Origin of the sequence: Bradyrhizobium sp. SZCCT0231 (assembly GCF_018130245.1) — a bacterium.
In the GTDB taxonomy this organism is placed as follows: Bacteria; Pseudomonadota; Alphaproteobacteria; order Rhizobiales; family Xanthobacteraceae; genus Bradyrhizobium; species Bradyrhizobium japonicum_F.
The window spans coordinates 16,847-37,192 of record NZ_JAFCKP010000031.1; the positions used below are offsets into that span (position 1 = coordinate 16,847).

Sequence of the window (20,346 nt, forward strand, 5' to 3'; positions counted from 1 at the left end):
CCCCTGATCTGTCCGTTTGGTCGCTGTGGCGTGGCCTGTCCCTACGTTCTCCCGTCATGCCCGGGCTTGTCCCGGGCATCCACGATCTTCTATCGCATTTGACGCAAAAGAACGTGGATGGCCGGGCCTTCGGCCGCGCAGGCGGGACAAGCCCGGCCATGACGGTCGGAGGCCATAGCGTGAGATCACTTCTGATTGCGACTGTCGTGATGGCTATCGTTTCGCCTTCCCACGCCGAACCTCTCCCCGGCGGCTTCGTGTACCTGCGCGACATCGATCCCAGCATCATCCAGGACATCCGCTACGCCACATCGAACAATTTCGTCGGCCGTCCGCTTGCCGGCTACGGCGCCGGCGAATGCGTGGTGAAGCGCGAGGTGGGGCTGCGGCTGAAGGCGGTCCAGGAGGAGCTGGCCGCACAGAGCCTGTCGCTGAAAATGTTCGACTGCTACCGGCCGGCGCGGGCCTCGATTGATATGGTGAGGTGGTCGCAGAACGGTCATGAGACGGCGGCCGAGCGGCGCTACAACCCGAAGATCCCGAAGACCGAGCTGTTCCGCCTCGGCTACATTGCGAGCCGCTCGCAGCATTCCACGGGTGCAGCGCTCGATCTCACTTTGGTCGATCTCAAAGCCGATAATTCCGCCAAATACGACCCGACAAAAACCTATGCCGATTGCACGGCGCCGGTCGAGGCGCGGGCGCCGGAGGGCAGTGTCGACATGGGCACCGGCTACGACTGTACCGACGCGAAGGGGCATACCGCGGCAACCTCGATCAATCCGGAGCAGCGCGCCTGGCGCAAGCGGCTGGTGGCTGCGATGGCCAGGCAAGGCTTTGTGAACTATTCGAAGGAGTGGTGGCATTTTTCCCTGCCGGGGGCGGGCGGGGCAGCCTATGATTTCCCGATCCAGCCGCGCCGGAACTGATTACGCGCCGAGGAAACCTGATGACCCAGCCGAGCTTTGCGACCCACGAGGTCTTCAATCAGTCGCCGCCGTTCGAGGACGTCGACCTGTTCGCCACGGACCGGCCGCTGGTCGAGGCGGTCAGGGCCAATGGCGGGGCTAAGGCGGAACGCGAGCTGTCGGAATTCGGCAGGCATTGGGGCTCGGCGGCGATGGCCGATCGCGGGCGCGTCGCGAACGAGAACACGCCGAAGCTGCGCACCTTCGATGCCAAGGGTAATCGCCGCGACCAGGTCGAGTTTCACCCCTCGTATCACGAGCTGATGGCGCACAGTGCGCATGCGGGCGTACACAATTCGACGTGGACGGCGGATGGAAAACCTGCCGGCGATGCCGCCGAAGTCATTCGTGCCGCGAAATTCTATATCGCCGCGCAAGTCGAGACCGGCCACCTCTGTCCGATCACCATGACGCGCGCCGCCGTCGGTGCGCTGGCGATGCAGCCCGATCTGCTCGTGCGCGTGATGCCGGTGCTGTCGACCAGGAGCTACGATCCCAGCTTTGCGCCGTGGTGGCAGAAGCGCGGCATGACGCTCGGCATGGGCATGACCGAGAAGCAGGGCGGCACCGACGTGCGCGCCAACATGACGCGCGCGGTGCGCGACGGGGACGGCTATCGCATCACCGGCCACAAATGGTTCATGTCGGCGCCGATGTGCGATGCGTTCCTGGTGCTGGCGCAGGTGGATGGCGGGCTGACCTGTTTCTTCATGCCGCGTTTTGCGCCGGATGGTTCGGTCAACGCCATCCAGTTCCAGCGGCTGAAGGACAAGCTCGGCAACCGCTCCAATGCCTCGTCCGAGGTCGAGTTCGTCGGCGCCTATGCAGAAAGGGTCGGCGAGGAGGGCAAGGGCATCCGCACCATCATCCAGATGGTGCAGCTGACGCGGCAGGATTGCGCGATCGCTTCCGTCGGCCTGATGCGCTCGGGCCTCGCCCATGCGCTGCATCATGCACGGCACCGCAGCGTGTTCCAGAAGCATCTTGCCGACCAGCCCCTGATGCAGGCCGTGCTGTCGGACATGGCGCTGCATGTGGAGGCGAGCACAGCGCTGGTGATGCGGCTCTGCCGCGCCTTCGACCGCACGCCCCACGATGCGGCGGAGGCTGCCTATATGCGGCTGCTGACGCCCGCGATCAAATACTGGACCTGCAAGAGCGCGCCGCCTTTCCTCTACGAGGCGATGGAGTGCCTCGGTGGCAACGGCTATGTCGAGGACGGCATTTTGGCACGCCATTATCGCGAGTCGCCGGTCAATGCGATCTGGGAAGGCTCGGGCAACGTGATGTGCCTCGACGTGCTCCGCGCGCTCTCGCGCGAGCCGGAGCCGGCAATGGCGGTGCTGCAATCGCTTGCGGCCGACACGAAGGGCCTGCCGGGGGCCGGTGAGGCGGTCGCGTTCATCGGCAAGACTTTTCGACGCGCCGACGGCGAGCGCGTCGCACGCCTTGCCGTCGAGAAGCTGGCATTGCTTGCCGCCGCCGCCGCGCTCAGCGGCGTGTCGCCGCACAATGCCGAATTGTTCGCGAGCACGCGCCTCGCGGCCAATCACGCCAGCATGTATGGCGCGGTCGAGCTCGACAGCGGCGAAGTGCGCGCGCTGCTGGAGCGGGCGCTGCCGTAACTCTCCCAACGAAAGCCTCCCGATGGACTCCCTCAATCCTGATCATCCGCCTCTCGTCATGACGCCAGCGGAGCACGCGCCACGTGTCTGGAAGTTCTGGGGCACGGCGCTGTGGGGCCTCGTCATCTTCGTCGCGATGTTCGTCGGGCAGATCGGCGCCGTCGTCCTGCTGGCGGCGCAGCGCGGTCTTCCCATGGACCTCGCCTCGCTTCAGCTCATCGGCCGTGAGCCGCAGACGCTCGCGCTCTCGGTCATCATGGGCCTGCCGGCGACGCTGGCCGCGGTCTGGCTGGCCATTCGCATCAAGAAGGCGTCCTTCGTCGACTATCTCGCGCTGCATTGGCCGTCCTGGAAGCAGCTGCTGTTCGGCGCCGTCGGCCTCATCCTGATCGTGCTGGTCTGGGAGACGATGTCGCGCGCGCTCGGCCGCGAGGCGACGCCGGGATTCATGACCGATCTGTTGAAATCGGGACGCGACAAGGGTGCTGCGCTGTCGCTTCTGTTCGCCTTCAGCGTGGCCGCGCCGATGTCGGAAGAGATTCTGGCGCGGGGCTTCCTCTATCGCGGCTGGTCGGCGAGCTTCCTGCGGGTATCAGGCGCGATCCTGCTGTCGTCGCTGATCTGGACAATCGTGCACCTGCAATACGACATCTACTTCCTCGCCGAGGTCTTCAGCATCGGCCTGTGGTTCGGCTACATGCGCTATCGCTCCGGCTCGCTGTGGCTCACCATCGTGCTGCATGCGCTGAACAATCTGACCGCGGTGGTGCTGACGATGTGGCTGGGCGCATAGCACGCGGATGTCGGACCTCGAAAAGGCTTCCCCATCGGCATCGGCTTCCGTGCCGCGGCCTCGTACCTGGGACTTCATGGAGACGCTGTTCGTCGAGTTGGTTGCCGACGGCGCGTTCATGCTGACCGGCGGCCTTGCAGTAAGCCTGTTGCTGGTAATGTCCGGGGAAACCAGCAGTTTGTTGGTGACGGACTTCGAAGCGATATGGCGGCAACCTCGCTTGCACGCTGCCAGCACGATCCTTGGAGCGCCGGCCTTGATCGCGGTGTTGTGGATCGCGGTCAGAATGGCCGGTCGAGGTTTCGCCCAATATCTGGCTCTGAACTGGCCCACCCGAGATGAAGTGGTGATCGCCCTTGGCGTCGTCATCGTCTTTCTGACGATCGAAGCTTTCGTAACGATCGGGCTCGGCATGGCGAGACCTCAGACCGGCCCGGCCTTCGTTGTTGGAGGTGCGATAGGACTGGCGACATGGGCGGTAGCGGCTTGTGTGGTAGGCCCAGTCCTGGAGGAGTTCGTCTTCCGCGGCTTTATGTTTCGAGGATGGTCCCAGGCGGTGGGGCCCACTGCTGCGATCGTGCTGACGTCGGCATTGTGGGCGATCGAGCACAGCCAGTACGGTTGGTATGAGCGCTCATGGATCTTCGCCACAGGGCTCGTCCTCGGCTACTTTCGCTATCGCACCAATTCCACCTGGTTGGCCGTCGTGACTCATTCAGCCATCAATACCGTCGTCCTGTTCCTGAGCGGGCCGTACGTCTAGCCTCCGCTAGCCGCCAGCGCGATCGCCGTCGGCATCGTGATCGCCGCAAAGATCGTCTGCAGCGTGATGATCTGCGCCAGCAGCGGCGCGTCGCCGCCCATCTGGCGGGCGAGGACATAGGCGCTCGAGGAGGTCGGCACCGCCGAGCAGATCGCAACGATCGCCAGGCTCTCGCCCGACAGGCCGAACCAGACGGCAAGCGCGAGGGCGAGTGCAGGCATCAGCACCAGCTTGAAGGCGACGCCGATCGCAGCGGCAGCGCTCGGACGCAGCAGACCTTCCAGATGCAGCCCCGCGCCGGTGACGAGCAGGCCGATGGCGAGCGAGGAACGGCTGAGCGCGTCGGCAACCTCATGCCAGAGCTTTGGCAGCGGCAGGTGGGTGACATTGATGAAGAGGCCGATCGCGCAGGCCCAGATCAGGGGATTGCGCACCAACGTCATGACGATGGCGCGGCCGGACTGCTTCTCGGGCGATGCGTAATGGGCGAGCACCGCGACGCTGAACACGTTGACCAGCGGAATGATCGCGACCATCGCCACCGAGGCGAGCGCCAGTCCGACGTCGCCGAACATGTTGGCGGCCACCGACAGCCCGACGAAGGTCTGCCAGCGCGTCGCGCCCTGGAAGATCGAGGTGAAGGCGGGGCCGTCGATACCGAGCCGCGAAAGGGCGGGGCGCAGCATGAGGCACAGCAGCGACATCGCCAGCGCCGACAGCAGCAGCGCGCCGCCGACGCCGGCGACCGGCACCTTGGAGAGGTCCGCCTTCACCAGCGTCTGGATCAGAAGCATCGGGAACAGCACGAAATAGGTCAGCCGCTCCAGCCCGTGCCATTGGGTGTCGAGCCGCATCAGGCTGCGCTTGAGCACGACGCCGAGAACGATGAGGATGAAGACCGGCAGCAGCGCCGCGATGACGACGGCCATGGATCAGTCGATCCCCGGGCTGGCGCGAAGATTGGCGAGGCGATCGAGCGCGCCTTGCAGGATGAAGATCGCGGCGTGCTCGTCGATCACCTCGGCGCGCTTGGCGCGGCTGACGTCCATGCCGATCAGCTCGCGCTCGACCGCCGCGGTCGAGAGGCGCTCGTCCCAGAGACCGATGGGAAGCGCGGTCAGGCCGGCAAGGTTGCGCGCGAAGGCGCGGGTGGATTGCGCGCGCGGGCCCTCGCTGCCGTCCATGTTGATGGGCAGGCCGAGCACGAAGCCGGCCGCCTTGCGCTCGGCCGCGATCGCGAGAAGACGGGCGGCGTCCTGCTTGAACGCCTTGCGGGAGATGGTCTCGACGCCGGTCGCAAGCCGACGATCGGGGTCGGACACGGCAACGCCGATGGTCTTGGTACCGAGATCGAGCCCGACCAGCGCGCCGCGCGCGGGCCAGTGGGTTGCAGCTTCGACGAGAGGCAGGATAAGAGCCAGCATGGCGTTAGCGCATATCACGCGTCACGCTGCGGAGTGAACCCGGAACATGGATGCGCTGACACTATTCGGCCTGTTCGCCGTCACGGCGATGCTGGTCACTTACGCCCTGGAGGATCGCAGCCACTGGTTCGTGCTGCTGTTCGCCGCATCCTGCGCGCTCGGCTCGGCCTATGGCTTTCTCCAGGGCGCCTGGCCGTTCGGTCTGGTCGAAGCGATCTGGGCGATCGTGGCGCTGCGGCGGTGGTACCTGAAGCCGTAGATCGTCCGGCGGCCGCAAGCCGCGCGCGAAATCGTGATGCCCAGCTGCATCGATCAATTGTGAGAAATCTCACACTGGTGAGGTTGCAGACCATGGCATGATGCCGCGTGGTTGCGTGGCAGTAGATATATAGGTCTAAAGTAGTGTCGGGTGCATGCCCCCGATTTCCGGAACGATCGGCAGCGACCGGCAGTCCGGCCCGCGCTGCAACTTGGCGTCAATTTTTTGGGGCGCCGACCACGTCCAATATTCGCCCAGCCATTTGAGAGGTCATGATGCTCATCAAGCCAAGCCTGATCGCGGGCTCAGAAAGGCGATTCAAGCAAGCCGAGTTCTCACCCGATGCCCTGAACCGGAAATTGGGCGACGGCCCGATCGAGCTGTCCGCTGAAAAGATACGCCAGCGCCAGCGCCAGCTCCTGGCCGAGACGCAGGACGTGCAAGCGGCCGAGACCGGCCTGGAGCGGATCCTCCAGGGCAACGATCTCGACAGCATCAACTATCTCGCCAAGGGGGCGGCCGCCTCGCGCTCGGTCTGCCGCATTCAGCTCAGGGATCTCAAGTCGAATCTGCTCGGCTATGGCTCGGGCTTTCTGATCGGGCCCGGCCTGCTGCTGACGAACCATCATGTCTTCGGCAAGCCGGCCGATGCAGCCAATTCGATCGCCGATTTCAATTACGAATTGGACGTTTCGGGACAGGAGCGTGTGCCGGTGCGGTTCGGATTCGAGCCCGGTAAATTCTTCTACACCAATGACAGGCTGGATTTCTCGATCGTTGCGGTGGCGCCGACCTCGCTGTCAGGCCACGAGGAGCTCGAGGATTGGGGATGGCTGCCGCTGAGCGGCGCGCCCGGCAAGGCAGACCCCGGCGAGTACCTCACCATCATCCAGCATCCCAGCGGGCAGATGAAGCAGGTCTGCGTCCGCGAGAACAAGCTGCTCAAATATGTCGGCGACTTCCTCTGGTACAACACCGATACGACGGCCGGATCGTCGGGCTCGCCGGCGTTCAACCGCTTCTGGCAGGTGGTCGCGCTGCACCACAGTGGCGTTCCCCGGAAGGATCCGCAGGGCCGCACCCTGACGAAGGACGGCAAGGTGTGGAAGCCGTCGATGGACGAATCCCAGATCGACTGGATCGCCAACGAAGGCATCCGGATCAGCGCGATCATCGCCGATCTCAAGGTTGCCGTTGGTTCTCATCCCTTGATCAGGCCGGTGCTCGACGAGGAGGAGCCGCCGATCCGGGACGAGGTCGCGAAAGTCCGGCCGCCGGCCGTCGCGCCTCCTTTCGGCGCCAATGCCTGGGTCGAGCAATCCCTCGACGGGACCTCGCTCGTGGTTCCGGTCCGCGTGCCATTGCCGATGTTCAGGCGAGAAATTCCGATGGCTCCGCTCGCGCCCGTGCCGGGCCCGGCAGAGGGCAACGGAAAGGCGCCGAACGGCGGCAAGCCTTTGATCACCCCACCGGCCGGCCTCTTGCCTCACATCAGTGCGAAGAACGGCCTGCCGATGGAGGCCGTGCATATCGATCAGAGCACGCTGAAATCGCGTCCCGGGTACAAGGCAAATTTTCTGGGCACCGGCAAGTTCTCGGTCCCGTTGCCGAAGATTCCGGCCGGCCTCAAGTCGCGAACCGCGATGCTCAAGGGAAGCTCCAAGCAGTCGGAGCTGAAATATTTCAACTACAGCGCCGTCATGAACAAGGAGCGCAGGCTCGCCTTCTTCAGTTGTGTCAATATCGACGGCGGCAAGCAGCAGGACGTCGGCAAGCGGGAAGGCGATTCCTGGCTGCGCGATCCACGCATCGACGACGATGCCCAGATCGGCGATGAGTTCTACCGCAAGCAGGCCACTTTCGAGGCGGACCGCAGCAAGAATCCGTTCGACCGCGGTCATCTCGTGCGCCGCCTGGATGCAACCTGGGGCGAGACCGTCGCCGCGGCCAAGCAGCATGGCGACGATTCCTTCCATTTCACCAACTGTTCGCCGCAGTTCTTTTCGTTCAACCAAGGCAAGCAGCTCTGGGCGGGATTGGAAGATTATACGCGCGATGTCCTGCTCGAGGGCGAGGAGAAGGGCATCGTCATGAATGGCCCGGTGTTCGACGGACCGGATGCCGACGGATCCGATCTGCCCAATCCGGCCGGCCGGCCGCACAAGGATCCGAGCTTCGGCGGCGTTCAAATCCCGAAATATTTCTGGAAGATACTGATCCGCCGCAACGACGAAGACGATGCTCTCAGGGCGGCGGCGTTCCTGATGAGCCAGCGAAAGCAGGTCATGGAGATCGACCGCATCCAGGAGGCGGATCTGCTCGAGCGGATGTCCGAGGAGGACGTCAGCGTCTTCCAGGTCTCGATCGCGGACCTCGCGAAATTGACCAAGCTCGACTTCGGCAATCTCGCCGACGCGGACTCGCACGAGGCGACCTCGGTCGGCCCGCGGCGGATCGAAACCTATGAGGATATTCGGATCTGAAGAGCGGGTCGGGTGAGGGCAGCGGTGAGCTGCAAGGAAGCACCGCAAGACCTCACCCGACCTTGGTCCTGGCCCGTCTCGGGCGTCAGCGGATCGCGATCGGGTTGATCATCGCCTGCACGCCGCCGGTCCAGCGCGGCTGTCCCAGCACGAACAGGAATTCGTAGCCCTTGTCTCTGGCGAGCGCGGCGGTGTCCATGTTTTCGAGGATGTAGGTCCCGTTCATCGCGAGCAGGATCTGGTGCACCTCGAACACGTTCTTGGATTCGAACGGCAGCACCTCGAGTCCCCAGGTGTCGGCACCGACCGCGACGACGCCCTTGCCGGTCAAATACTTCGCGCCTTCGACGCCGAGCCCGGGCTCGCCGGCCGAATAGCGCTTGTCGTCCTTGCCGATCAGGCTGAGCCAGCCGGTGTGGAAGATGACGACGTCGCCCTGGCGGATCTCGACGTTCTGCTGCTTGGCGGCTTCCTCGATCTCCTTGACGTTGAAGGCGGTACCTTCCTTCACCACGTCGGTCTTGAAATAGGCGGCCATGTCGAGCAGCACGCCGCGGGTGACCATCGGCGGTACCTTCTCGATGCCGAGCTTCTTCAGCCCGTTGGGATCGGCGAAATCGGCGAGCTTGTTGCCGTTGTAATAGACGTGCTCGACGCCGAGATGGCCGAGCCCGTCGAGCTGGCTGCCGATGCCGACCCAGCTGTCGAGGATGTCGTCGTTATAGGTCGCCTTGTTGGGGCCGAGACCGGGACTGCCGGCCTGTCCGGGCTGCACGATGGTCAGCTTGAACGCGCGCGGTGGATAGGCCGGCGTCTGCGGCGTAACGGGAATGCCGAGGGCATAGGTCTTGCCGGTCTTCACAAGCGACGCCGCCTTCAACACCAGCTCGGGCGTCATGTAATTGGCGGCACCGACCTCGTCGTTCGGCCCCCATTTCGACTTGGTCCAGTCTTGGGCGCTTGCAGTTCCTGATATCGCCGACAACGCGGCGACACAGCACAACACGAGCGTATTGCGCATCAATAGTCCTCCCAATGTTTTCTGCCGATGTTTGGCTTCGTTATGGTTTCGCGCTGGCCAGTCGCTCATCCTAACGTAGAACGAGCGCGGGCTTCAAAGCTTTTCGAAGTGCTGCGCTGCGATGGCAGAACGCAGCGCGGGTTGATTCAAACGCGATCAATTTGTGACGAATTTCGTGACGTGGAACGTTCGCGCTGCGTCAGGCGGCGATGACGTCGTCGTCTTTCTTCAGGCAGGCGATGAAACTTTGCAGTGCGCTGTATTGATGTCCGGCGCTGCGCTGGATGAAGAGCGTCTCCGCGCGTGCATGCGGCGCGCCGAGCGTGTGGATGGAGACACTGCCGTTCATCGCGCTGCGCTCGACGACGGCGCGCGGCAGCAGCGTCACGCCCATGTCGGCGGCGACACAGCCGATCATGCCGTCGAGCGTGCCGAGCTCGAAGCGTGCGGCCGAGGGCCAGCCGAACTCGACGAACACCTGCTCGAGCCGCTGACGGTAGGTGCAGCCGGTGCGGAAAACCAGCGCGGTCGGGCCTGACTCCGGCGTGCCGGCGCGCAGCTCGGCCAGCGAAGCCCAGCGTCGTGCGCTGACCAGCACCAGCTCCTCGCGGAAGGCGCTGGTCGCGGTGAGGTCGGCATGTGCGATAGGGCCTGCGACGAAGGCGCCGTCGAGCGTGCCTTCGAGCACGCCGGCGACGAGGTCGGCCGTGGTTGCGGTGCGCAGGGAGAGGCGCACGGCCGGGAAGCGGCGGTGGAAATCGGCGAGCAGCGGCGGCAATCGCACGGCTGCCGTTGTCTCCATCGAGCCGATCGCGAGCGGACCCTTCGGTTCGCCATCGTCTCGTGCGGCGAGCAAGGCTTCACGCGAGAGCGCCGTCATCTTTTGCGCGTAGGGGAGGAGGCGCTTGCCGGCGCCGGTCAGCGTCATGCCACGGCTGTGGCGCTCGAACAGCGGCGTGCCGATCTCCGCCTCCAATGCCTTCACGCGCTGGGTGACGTTCGACTGCACGGTGTTGAGCTCTTCGGCGGCGCGGGTGATGCCGCCGGTGCGGGCGACGGCGGCGAAGGTCTTGATGTCGCTGAGTTCCATGGCATCGTTTCGCTTTTGAGATGGCGGCGTTCGCAATAATTCATTTTTCGAGAATGCTAGTCGCGCCTAGTCTCGCTGTCCAGATCGGGGAGGAGCCATGCCGATTGTGACACCGCTGACCACGCTGCTTCAGATCGAGCATCCGATCCTGCTGGCGCCGATGGATGTCATTGCCGGCAGCCGGCTGGTCTCGGCCGTGAGCCGCGCCGGCGGCTTCGGCATTCTCGGCGGCGGCTATGGCGAGCGGGCGTGGCTGGAGCAGGAGACGGCGAAGCTCGCCGGTCTGCATGCGCCGTTCGGGATCGGATTCATCACCTGGAGCCTCGCGAGGCGGCCCGAGCTTCTCGACATCGCGCTCGGCGCAAAACCATCCGCGATCATGTTGTCGTTCGGCGATCCCGCGCCATTCGCGCCGAGGATCAGGTCCGCCGGCGCCCGCCTGATCTGTCAGGTGCAGGACGAGGCGATGGCGCGGCGGGCGCTCGAGGCCGGCGCCGACATCCTGATCGCGCAAGGGACGGAGGCGGGCGGTCATGGTGCTTCGCGCTCCACGATCGATCTCGTGCCTGCCATTGTCGATCTCGCTGCGGGGCGCGTTCCCGTGGTGGCGGCCGGCGGCATCGCCGACGGGCGCGGGCTCGCTGCCATGATGATGCTCGGCGCGAGCGGCGTGCTGCTCGGCACGCGTTTCTATGCGAGCCAGGAGGCCGATGGCGCGGAGGAGGCCAAGCGGCGCATCTGCGCGGCGAACTCTGGTTCGACGGTGCGCGGCATCATCTTCGATCTGTCCCGCAACAATGTCTGGCCGGCGCCGTTCACGGGACGGTGCCTGGTCAACGACCATGCGCGGCGCTGGATCGGGCGCGAGGTCGAGCTAATGCAGAATGTCGCCGCAGTCGCGGCCGAGTATGCGGCAGCAAGGGCGGCGGGCAATTTCGACATCGCCGCGGTGATCGCGGGCGAGGCGGTCGGGCTGATCCATGATATTCCACCGGCGGCGGAGATCGTGGAGCGGATTGCGGTGGAGGCGGAGCAGCTGCTCGCCGGGCGGAGAAACTCGGTAGCGGCAGCGGCGTAGACTTCTTCACCCTCCCCTGGAGGGGGAGGGTCGCTACGCATGTAGCGAAGCGAAATGCGTGGCGGGGTGGGGTGATCTCTCCACACGGGCAGCGTCTCAATGGAGGGACTGTCACCCCACCCCGCTCGCGCTTTGCGCGATCGACCCTCCCCCTCCAGGGGAGGGTAAGAAAGAACGAGAGAACAAACCATGTGGCCTGACCGTCGACTGATCGACCTCTTCAAGACCGAATTCCCGATCGTGCTGGCGCCGATGGCGGGCGCGATGGATGCGGAGCTGGTGATTGCGGCTGCGCAGGGCGGGGCGCTGGGCTCGCTGCCGTGTGCGATGATCTCGGCGGAGAAGGCGCGCGAGCAGGTCGGTCTCATCCGCCAGCGCGTGAAGGCGCCGGTCAACATGAACTTCTTCTGCCACACGCCGGTCGAGCTCACGACCGAAGCCGATGCGCGCTGGAAGCGGCGGCTCGCGGGCTATTACACCGAGCATGGTCTCGATCCCTCGGCGCCGATCGCGGCTGCGAACCGCGCGCCGTTCGATGCGGCGTTCTGTGAGGTCGTCGAGGAGCTGAAGCCGGAGGTCGTCAGCTTCCATTTCGGCCTGCCGGAGCAGGCGCTGCTGAGGCGCGTCAAGGCGGCCGGCTGCCTCGTCATCTCGTCCGCCACGACGGTGAAGGAAGCGGTATGGCTGGAAGAGCGCGGCGTCGACGCCGTGATCGCGCAGGGCGCCGAGGCGGGCGGTCATCGCGGCATGTTCCTGACCGACAAGATCGCCGAGCAGCCCGGCACCTTCGCGCTGGTGCCGCAGGTGGCCGATGCCGTGAAGGTGCCGGTGATCGCGGCGGGCGGCATCGCCGACGGGCGCGGCATCGCTGCGGCCTTCGCGCTCGGTGCCTCAGGCGTGCAGATCGGCAGCGCTTATCTGCGCTGTCCGGAATCCAAGGTCAGCGCAGGCGGCCGCAAGGCGCTCACGGAGGCGCGGGACGATTCCACCGTCATCACCAATGTCATGACCGGCCGGCCGGCGCGCGGCGTGCAGAACCGCCTGATGCGCGAGGCGGGCCCGGTCTCGCCGGATGCACCTCCCTTTCCCCATGCTGCGACCGTGCTGGGGCCGCTGAAGGCCGCTGCCGAAAAGCGGGGCAGGGTGGATTTCACCAATCTCTGGGCGGGACAGGCGATTGCCCTGGGCCGCGAGGTCCCTGCGGCCGAATTGACCCGTGATCTCGCCAAATCGGCGCTGGCCCGCATGAAAACGCTGGCTGGCTGAGGAGAAAGCGCCGGTTGCGGCGCAAAAGCGGCCTCTGCTATACGGCACATGGGTTTTGCCGTGAGAGGCCTTATATAATGTCCGTCGACGCCGCTACCGTCCGCCGCATCGCGCATCTGGCGCGCATTGCGGTTTCCGAGGACGAGGTTCCGCATCTGCAGGGCGAGCTCAACGCCATGCTCGCCTTTGTCGAGCAGCTCTCGGAGGTCAATGTCGAGGGCGTGGAGCCGATGACCTCGGTGACCCCGATGCAGATGAAGAAGCGGCAGGACGTGGTCAATGACGGCGAGATCGCCGACGATATCGTTGCCAATGCGCCCGCGACCGAAGGTCACTTCTTCCTTGTGCCGAAGGTCGTAGAGTAAATTTCAAGAGTGGTCCGATGTGTCTGCTTTGCGACGATGAGAAGGCCTACCAGGCCTACATGAATTACCTCGACAAGATGGAGCGGCAGGGCAAGGCTGCCGATCCCAATGTCGCCGTCAACGCCGTGCTCGACGAGATCGAGGCGGCCGCGAAAGCCGCCGCCAAGAAAAACGTCATGCAAGACGACCCGGCCAACGACAAGACCCTGTCTCCGTTCTTCTGCAGCCCGATCAATAAATGACCGATTTGACATCGCTGACGCTCGCCGAGGCCCGCAAGGGTCTCGCCGACAAGACTTTCACGTCACTCGAGCTGACCGACGCGCATCTTTCCGCGATCGAAGCCGCGCGCGTGCTCAATGCCTTCGTGATGGAGACGCCGGATCGCGCGCGCGACATGGCGAAGGCCGTGGACGAGAAGATCGCCAAGGGTGAGGGCGGCCCGCTCGCGGGCATCCCGCTCGGCATCAAGGATCTGTTCGCGACCAAGGGCGTGCGCACCACGGCGTGCTCGAAAATCCTCGGCAATTTCGTGCCGACCTACGAGTCCACCGTCACCTCGCAGCTCTGGCGCGACGGCGCGGTGATGCTCGGCAAGCTCAACAATGACGAGTTCGCGATGGGCTCGGCCAACGAGACCTCGTGCTTCGGTCCCGTCGGCAATCCCTGGCGGCGTGAGGGCAGCAACACCACGCTGGTGCCGGGCGGCTCGTCCGGCGGCTCGGCCTCGGCCGTGGCGGCGTTGCTGTGCATGGGCGCGACCGCAACCGACACCGGCGGCTCGATCCGCCAGCCTGCCGCGTTCACCGCGACCGTCGGCATCAAGCCGACCTATGGCCGCTGCTCGCGCTGGGGCATCGTCGCCTTTGCCTCCTCGCTCGATCAGGCCGGTCCCATCGCGCGCAGCGTGCGCGATGCCGCGATGCTGCTGCGCTCGATGGCCGGGCACGATCCGAAGGACACGACCTCGGTCGACATTGCCGTGCCGGATTACGAGGCTGCGATCGGCAAGTCGGTGAAGGGCAAGAAGATCGGTATCCCCAGGGAGTATCGTCTCGACGGCATGCCGGCCGAGATCGAGAAGCTCTGGAGCGAGGGCGCGACGTGGCTCAGGAGCGCCGGCGCCGAGCTCGTCGAGGTGTCGCTGCCGCACACCAAGTACGCGCTGCCGGCCTATTACATCGTGGCGCCGGCGGAGGCTTCGTCCAACCTCGCGCGCTATGACGGCGTCCGCTACGGCCTGCGCGAGCAGGGCAAGAATATCATCGAGCTCTATGAGAACACCCGCGCCGAAGGCTTTGGCGCCGAGGTGCGCCGCCGTGTCATGATCGGCACCTACGTGCTCTCGGCCGGCTATTACGACGCCTATTATCTGCGGGCGCAGAAGGTGCGCACGCTGATCAAGAAGGATTTTGAGGATTGCTTCGCGAGGGGCGTCGACGCCATCCTCACCCCCGCGACGCCGTCGGCGGCCTTCGGCATCGGCGAGAAGGGCGGTGCCGATCCGGTCGAGATGTACCTCAACGACATCTTCACGGTGACCGTGAACATGGCGGGCCTGCCCGGCATCGCCGTGCCCGCCGGCAAGGACGCGCAAGGCCTGCCGCTCGGCCTGCAACTGATCGGCCGTCCGTTCGAGGAGGAGACGCTGTTCTCGCTCGGCGAGGTGATCGAGCAGGCCGCCGGCCGCTTCACGCCCGCGAGGTGGTGGTGAATGTCGCCGACTTCATCGCGAGCCTCGACGGCGCGGCGCCCGCGCCGGAGCTGAACGCGCCGCTCGCCGGCCTCTGGTGGGCGGCGAAGGGCGACTGGGACCGCGCGCACAAGATCGTTCAGGACGAGAGCAGCCGTGAGGCGGCCTGGGTGCACGCCTACCTGCACCGCGTCGAAGGCGACCTCGGCAATGCCGGCTACTGGTATCGCCAGGCCGGCCGGCCGGCGGCAAAGGATTCATTGGAAGCGGAGTGGGAGCGGATCGCTGCCACGCTGCTCGGGAGCAAGACATGAGCACGGCCACGCACAAGCTTCTCAAGGGCGCAACGGGCGATTGGGAGATGGTCATCGGCATGGAGATCCATGCCCAGGTGACGTCGAACTCAAAGCTGTTCTCGGGTGCCTCCACCACGTTCGGCGGCGAGCCGAACAGCCACGTGTCGCTGGTCGACGCGGCGATGCCGGGCATGCTGCCCGTGATCAACGAGGAATGTGTCAGGCAGGCTGTCCGGACCGGGCTCGGTCTCAACGCGAAGATCAATCTGCGCTCGGTGTTCGACCGCAAGAACTATTTCTATCCGGACTCGCCGCAGGGTTATCAGATCAGCCAGTACAAGTCGCCGATCGTCGGCGAGGGCGAGGTCGTCGTCGAACTGGACGGCGGCAAGACGGCCATCATCGGTATCGAGCGGCTGCATCTGGAACAGGATGCAGGCAAGTTGCTGCATGACCAGTCGCCGACCATGTCCTTTGTCGACCTCAACCGCTGCGGCGTGGCGTTGATGGAGATCGTCTCCAAGCCCGACATCCGCGATGCCGAGCAGGCCAAGGCCTATGTGACCAAGCTGCGCTCGATCCTGCGCTATCTCGGCACCTGCGACGGCGACATGGAGAAGGGCTCCTTGCGCGCCGACGTCAACGTCTCCGTGCGCAAGCCCGGCGGGCCGCTCGGCACCCGCTGCGAGATCAAGAACATGAACTCGATCACCTTCATCGGCCAGGCGATCGAGTACGAGGCGCGGCGCCAGATCGAGATCCTCGAGGACGGCGGCGAAATCGGCCAGGAGACGCGGCTCTACGACCCCAACAAGGGGGAGACGCGCTCGATGCGGTCGAAGGAAGAGGCACACGACTATCGCTACTTCCCCGATCCCGACCTGTTGCCGCTGGAGTTCAGCCAGGAATTCGTCGACGAGCTGAAGACTGAGCTGCCGGAGCTGCCGGACCAGAAGAAGACGCGCTTCGTCGCCGATTTCGGCCTGTCGGCCTATGATGCGAGCGTGCTCGTCGCCGAGCGCGAGAGCGCGGTGTTCTACGAGACGGTGCTCGACAAGCTCGCCAACCGCGCGCGCGACGGCAAGATGGCGGCGAACTGGGTGATCAACGAGCTGTTCGGCCGCCTCAACAAGGAAGGCCGGGATATTACGGACTCTCCCGTCAACGCCGAGCAGCTGGCTGCGATCATCGACCTGATCGGCGAGGGCACGATCTCCGGCAAGATCGCCAAGGACCTGTTCGAGATCGTCTGGCAGGAGGGCGGCGATCCCCGTGCGCTGGTGGAAAGCCGCGGCATGAAGCAGGTCACCGATCTCTCGGCGATCGAGAAGGTGGTCGACGACATCATCGCGGCCAATCCCGACAAGGCCGCGCAGGTCAAGGACAAGCCGCAGTCGCTCGGCTGGTTCGTCGGCCAGGTGATGAAGGCGTCCGCCGGCAAGGCCAACCCGCAGAGCGTCAACGACCTGCTCAAGTCCAAGCTCGGCGTCTAGTCCTCGCGCGTTCGAACGAGGTGACGGACACGCATCGTCACCTCGTTGCGGGTTCGCGATGCGACGTTCGCGCGCATCGTCGGCGGCAAACATCACCCGCTCAGGGCGCGCAGCGCCACCGAATCGCCGTCGCGCGATTCGCGCAAAACGGCGGCTTGCACACGCTCCGACGAGCGCTTCCGCCGTTAAGCATGAAAATAATTTCGTTGCCAAAATTCGCGACTCAGAGTCCGCGACTCGCCTCCGCGAGGCGATCGAGCGCTTTGCAGCGTGCTTCGTCGCACTGATCACGCGTGATGTGCGTGCACAGAATAGTACTTGCTGCATAGAGTTTTTTTGCAATCGCTGCGCTTGACGACGTCGATGCTGCGAGAAGCATTTGCAATCGCAGACGCGTGTCTCTGCGTGTCGGCAAATCAAGCGCGGCTGGCGCACGCGCACCGCGCCGTCAACACTTCCTTAAGTGAGAAGATGTTTTTTTCGTCGTGTTGGTGTATTCGGGGTGAGTGCATTCGATCCCCGAATGCACGCAGCGATTAAAGCCATCTCACACATCGGAGGGCAACATGGCCAAGAAAGCGAAGAAGGCGAAGAAGGCGAAGAAGGCGAAGAGCGCAGTGAAGAAGACTGCGAAGAAGACCCGCAAGGTCGCGAAGAAGAAGTAACTTCGCTTCTGAAGTTGCCGGCTCTTAAAGTAGCCGGCACGTCATCAGCGCCTCCCAGAGGTTCTGGTCGACGATAGAGGGTGTCGGCGAGACATCAGGTCAACGGTCGGACCGTTCTCTTTCGCGGTCCGGCAGAAGAAACGAGTTTTCTTCGTTCGGTGCGGTTCTCCTTCTCGAGGGCTCCGCAATTTCACGAGAGGCCTTCGGGCCAATGTGAAATCTGGTCCTGACGTGTTCGCCGACGCCCTCGTTCTCTTGAAGCCGGGGCATTGCCGGCATCCCATTCCCCCTTCGACATTACTGACCTGGAACGCGCGAGCTCATCGCGCCCTTGCTCGAACTGCCTTGGCGCACGCCCGGGCTGCGGCCTGATGCACGGTTTCGCACGCCGCTTCTCCGTTCGCGGTGTCATCGCCCGGCTTGACCGGGCGATCCAGTACTCCCAGACGGCAGCGATTGAATCGATAAGCTGCGGCGTACTGGATTCCCCGCCTGCGCGGGGAATGACAGCACGGGGTGCGGCCACGACAGTGACCCCCCCCCATTCACATTCTAACCACACGACACGCGCCACTGCGTGCGATGGTTATCGATGTCCTGAAATCCCAGGGTAAACCGAATCTGACGAACTGCAGAAGTGCCTGCAAACCGGGGGCTTTCTGAATTTCCCGTGCGCGAGTCCTGCGCTCGCGTTTACGTCTGCTTCATCGCGATACTTAAACTGCCATTCAAATTTGCCCGCCATCATCGCCTCCAACAAGCCGGCAAACGGCATGGGCAAGAAGACTCGGGGATGAGTTGAACGGTTTTTCGGACGGGAGCCGCGCTCGGGGGACGAGGCGGCATAAGAACAAAGGGGATGCGTGATGTTTCAGGGTACTTTCGATCTGGAGACGGCAACGCCGGTCGACGCGAGCGCGCTGTCGGACGTGCTGTTCGAGCGCGGGATCTATTGGGCGAGCGGCCGCTCCGGGATCGTCGATCTCGTCGCCGCGCACAAATGGTTCAACCTCGCCGCGTTGAAGGGCCGCAAGGATGCCGTAGCGCTGCGCCAGGAAGTCGCCGGACAGATGTCGGACACCGAGATCTCGGTCGCGCAGCGCGAGGCGAGGGCCTGGGTCTCCGCGCACTGAGATGAGAACCGCGTCTGACCCGTATTTGCACGGGTAGGCCCGGTTGCGCTGAATCAAGCTTCCGCATCGTGCCGCCGCATAAGACCCGACGGCATGGGCGACCAAGACACCAATGGACGATGGCTGCCGATTCAGATCGCTCCCGATGAGTGCGATCTGGAACTGGGACGCCTGCACAAGACGGGAATTTTGCCCTGGCCCTTTCCATGCCGGCGCAAGGGCGGCGTCTGGTTCAATGTTTGGGCCGACGAGGCCGTGCTGATATCGCCCTCGCATTGGCGGATATGGCGATCCGGTATCTAGGTGCGTGCACACGTATATAAGGAGCACGCGAATCGAGCTGGGTTAGTCGCGCTCATCCTTGCGCCAGGCTTTCGCGCCGGCGTCACGATCGCTTTCAGGTGAAAGAACGCAGAAGACCTTGGTTGATTCTGCTGCTGGATGGCGGAGAGGGAGGGATTCGAACCCTCGATACAGCTTGAGACCGTATGACGCTTTAGCAAAGCGTTGCCTTCAGCCACTCGGCCACCTCTCCGGTGCGAGCCTTATGCCTCTAATTACTTGGGGCGGTCAATTTGGAAGCGTGTGTTTTCGCTCGAATATTCCCAGTGATTTTCGAAACAAAACGGGTTTGGTCTCGGGCGAGAGTGTGGCGCTGCCGAGAACAGGCCCAAGGCTGGAACAAAGGCTGGAACATCTGGCGCATGGCGCAGGGATGATCGGTGCAGAAAAACATCTTTGCTCGTGTCGAAAGCCGAATTTGCTAGGAAATTCAATGCTGCGCGAGAGGGAGCCTATGGAAAATCGGCATCCCTGCGTCTCGGCTCGCCGAGCTGCCGGCCCGTCCCCAATCATCCCCGCCTCCGTAACCCCATAAAGAGTGTTCGCCGCGCGCCCCTTAAGGTGTTCCGGTGACCGGGCTTGCGACAGGTTGAAGGCGCGGAGGGCGGTTGGTGCCTGCTCGTTGAGTCTCCTTTCTGATTCCACGATTCGAGCGCGTCAAAGCAGCTCCAGGCCGAGGTCTCGGCTGCGGCGCCTCATGTGGGGAACTTTGATGGCAAGTGGAACTGTTCAAAAAACATCAATGTAAACAATGTGTTGCGAGGGCGATTTGATCACATCTGCGTGTTATTTGTGCAACACCCGTCGGAAAACACGTTTCCTCGGCCCGTTTCGGAGCGTTCTCTTGTTGTGTGTGCAAGGACGTTCGGTAATTGTGACTGAGCGACGGAGGGGGGCATCCCGAGGTCGTCCCGTTTAGGTCATTCGCTTAAGTCCCTCGCGTTCATGCGGGTGTGTCCGAAGGCGCGAAGGGGCCCAAAGCGGTGATTTAGAGGGGGTTGGGGAATTGGCCGTCCGGTCAGTGACCTTCCCTGAAGAGCAACTTGGAGGTTTAACATGAAGTTGGTTAAGAGCCTTTTGCTCGGCTCAGCGGCGGGTCTGATCGCCGTGGGCGGAGCGCAGGCAGCCGATCTCCCCGTGAAGGCCAAGGCGGTCGAGTACGTGAAGATCTGCTCCCTGTACGGTGCTGGATTCTACTACATCCCGGGCACCGACACCTGCATCAAGCTGGGTGGTTATCTGCGCGCTGAAGTCGCGCTGGGCACCAACAGCGTCTACGGCATCTCGAACGGCGCTCCCGCCGGTGCGCACAACCGCCTGAGCAACTACTACACCGCGCGCGCTCGTGAAGATCTCAACATCGACACGCGCACCGCCACCGAATACGGCGTCGTCCGCACCTTCTTCGATGCGACGTTCTCCTGGACCACCGGTGGCTACGTCGGCACGGGTTCCGGTACGGGCACGACTGGCTACACGGCCACGACGGCTGGTAACACCACCATCAACCCGACGGACGGCGGTACCTCGGGCGGTTCGCTCGGCGTCTACTATGCCTTCATCCAGTTCGCCGGCTTCACCATGGGTAA

At 64.1% G+C, this 20,346-nt stretch carries 20 protein-coding genes and 1 tRNA gene; 16 read left to right on the forward strand and 5 right to left on the reverse strand.

All coding sequences use genetic code 11. The features are described 5' to 3' along the window. The first annotated feature begins 209 nt into the window (after positions 1–209). The 4 genes from JQ566_RS33760 to JQ566_RS33775 all read left to right on the forward strand — a co-directional run bounded on the left by JQ566_RS33760 (position 210) and on the right by JQ566_RS33775 (position 4,149). A complete protein-coding gene (locus JQ566_RS33760) occupies positions 210–929 on the forward strand; it encodes a M15 family metallopeptidase (protein WP_249139963.1) in 720 nt (239 codons plus the stop codon). 20 nt (positions 930–949) lie between these two features. Further along, complete coding sequence (locus JQ566_RS33765; protein WP_212380463.1) at positions 950–2,593, forward strand: acyl-CoA dehydrogenase family protein; 1,644 nt, start codon at positions 950–952, stop codon at positions 2,591–2,593. Positions 2,594–2,615: 22 nt separating this feature from the next. After that, on the forward strand, positions 2,616–3,386 hold the full coding sequence (locus JQ566_RS33770; protein ID WP_212380465.1) for a CPBP family intramembrane glutamic endopeptidase: 771 nt from the start codon (positions 2,616–2,618) through the stop codon (positions 3,384–3,386). Positions 3,387–3,462: 76 nt separating this feature from the next. Then, positions 3,463–4,149 carry a CPBP family intramembrane glutamic endopeptidase gene (locus JQ566_RS33775; protein WP_212380467.1) on the forward strand — a complete coding sequence of 229 codons (687 nt, stop codon included), beginning with the start codon at positions 3,463–3,465 and terminating at the stop codon, positions 4,147–4,149. On the opposite strand, the gene JQ566_RS33780 is transcribed toward JQ566_RS33775, so the two are convergent. Both JQ566_RS33780 and ruvX read right to left on the reverse strand, forming a co-directional pair. Beyond that, positions 4,146–5,078, reverse strand: a complete 933-nt coding sequence (locus JQ566_RS33780) for an AEC family transporter (RefSeq protein WP_212380469.1) — start codon at positions 5,076–5,078, stop codon at positions 4,146–4,148. The genes JQ566_RS33775 and JQ566_RS33780 overlap by 4 nt on opposite strands. 3 nt (positions 5,079–5,081) lie before the next feature. Beyond that, positions 5,082–5,573, reverse strand: a complete 492-nt coding sequence (gene ruvX, locus JQ566_RS33785) for a Holliday junction resolvase RuvX (protein ID WP_212380472.1) — start codon at positions 5,571–5,573, stop codon at positions 5,082–5,084. Between the two features lie 46 nt (positions 5,574–5,619). On the opposite strand from ruvX, the gene JQ566_RS33790 reads away from it, so the two are divergent. Both JQ566_RS33790 and JQ566_RS33795 read left to right on the forward strand, forming a co-directional pair. Then, complete coding sequence (locus JQ566_RS33790; RefSeq protein WP_212380474.1) at positions 5,620–5,832, forward strand: hypothetical protein; 213 nt, start codon at positions 5,620–5,622, stop codon at positions 5,830–5,832. 272 nt (positions 5,833–6,104) lie between these two features. Beyond that, positions 6,105–8,315, forward strand: a complete 2,211-nt coding sequence (locus JQ566_RS33795) for a DNA/RNA non-specific endonuclease (protein ID WP_212380475.1) — start codon at positions 6,105–6,107, stop codon at positions 8,313–8,315. 85 nt (positions 8,316–8,400) lie between these two features. Here the strand turns inward: JQ566_RS33795 and JQ566_RS33800 are convergent, their stop codons facing one another. Beyond that, complete coding sequence (locus JQ566_RS33800; protein WP_212380477.1) at positions 8,401–9,336, reverse strand: cyclase family protein; 936 nt, start codon at positions 9,334–9,336, stop codon at positions 8,401–8,403. A gap of 199 nt (positions 9,337–9,535) precedes the next feature. Beyond that, on the reverse strand, positions 9,536–10,426 hold the full coding sequence (locus JQ566_RS33805) for a LysR family transcriptional regulator (protein ID WP_212380479.1): 891 nt from the start codon (positions 10,424–10,426) through the stop codon (positions 9,536–9,538). Between the two features lie 97 nt (positions 10,427–10,523). Here JQ566_RS33805 and JQ566_RS33810 point away from each other — a divergent pair, with 97 nt between their 5' ends. From JQ566_RS33810 to JQ566_RS33850, 9 genes are all read left to right on the forward strand, one after another. Then, positions 10,524–11,504, forward strand: coding sequence for an NAD(P)H-dependent flavin oxidoreductase (locus JQ566_RS33810; RefSeq protein ID WP_212380481.1), 981 nt, complete (start codon positions 10,524–10,526; stop codon positions 11,502–11,504). Between the two features lie 189 nt (positions 11,505–11,693). Next, positions 11,694–12,770 carry an NAD(P)H-dependent flavin oxidoreductase gene (locus tag JQ566_RS33815; protein ID WP_212380483.1) on the forward strand — a complete coding sequence of 359 codons (1,077 nt, stop codon included), beginning with the start codon at positions 11,694–11,696 and terminating at the stop codon, positions 12,768–12,770. A 77-nt stretch (positions 12,771–12,847) separates the two neighbouring features. Then, the gene (gene gatC, locus JQ566_RS33820; RefSeq protein ID WP_008548395.1) at positions 12,848–13,135 is read left to right on the forward strand and encodes an Asp-tRNA(Asn)/Glu-tRNA(Gln) amidotransferase subunit GatC; all 288 of its coding nucleotides are present in this window, start codon (positions 12,848–12,850) and stop codon (positions 13,133–13,135) included. A gap of 17 nt (positions 13,136–13,152) precedes the next feature. Then, positions 13,153–13,377, forward strand: a complete 225-nt coding sequence (locus JQ566_RS33825; protein WP_025036737.1) for a hypothetical protein — start codon at positions 13,153–13,155, stop codon at positions 13,375–13,377. After that, positions 13,374–14,849 (forward strand): Asp-tRNA(Asn)/Glu-tRNA(Gln) amidotransferase subunit GatA, encoded by a 1,476-nt coding sequence (gene gatA, locus JQ566_RS33830; protein WP_212380485.1) that lies wholly within the window; start codon positions 13,374–13,376, stop codon positions 14,847–14,849. Before JQ566_RS33825 ends, gatA begins: the two co-directional genes overlap by 4 nt. After that, positions 14,840–15,142, forward strand: a complete 303-nt coding sequence (locus JQ566_RS33835; protein WP_212380487.1) for a hypothetical protein — start codon at positions 14,840–14,842, stop codon at positions 15,140–15,142. Before gatA ends, JQ566_RS33835 begins: the two co-directional genes overlap by 10 nt. After that, positions 15,139–16,617 (forward strand): Asp-tRNA(Asn)/Glu-tRNA(Gln) amidotransferase subunit GatB, encoded by a 1,479-nt coding sequence (gene gatB, locus JQ566_RS33840; RefSeq protein ID WP_212380489.1) that lies wholly within the window; start codon positions 15,139–15,141, stop codon positions 16,615–16,617. The genes JQ566_RS33835 and gatB overlap by 4 nt, the downstream gene beginning before the upstream one ends. A 1,531-nt stretch (positions 16,618–18,148) precedes the next feature. After that, complete coding sequence (locus JQ566_RS33845; protein WP_212380491.1) at positions 18,149–18,415, forward strand: hypothetical protein; 267 nt, start codon at positions 18,149–18,151, stop codon at positions 18,413–18,415. 93 nt (positions 18,416–18,508) lie between these two features. Beyond that, complete coding sequence (locus JQ566_RS33850) at positions 18,509–18,718, forward strand: hypothetical protein (protein ID WP_212380493.1); 210 nt, start codon at positions 18,509–18,511, stop codon at positions 18,716–18,718. Between the two features lie 139 nt (positions 18,719–18,857). Here the strand turns inward: JQ566_RS33850 and JQ566_RS33855 are convergent. Beyond that, a tRNA-Ser gene (locus JQ566_RS33855) sits at positions 18,858–18,950 on the reverse strand. Positions 18,951–19,813: 863 nt separating this feature from the next. Here JQ566_RS33855 and JQ566_RS33860 point away from each other — a divergent pair. After that, positions 19,814–20,346, forward strand: a 533-nt coding sequence (locus tag JQ566_RS33860) for a porin (RefSeq protein WP_212380494.1), incomplete at its 3' end; no start/stop codon positions are given.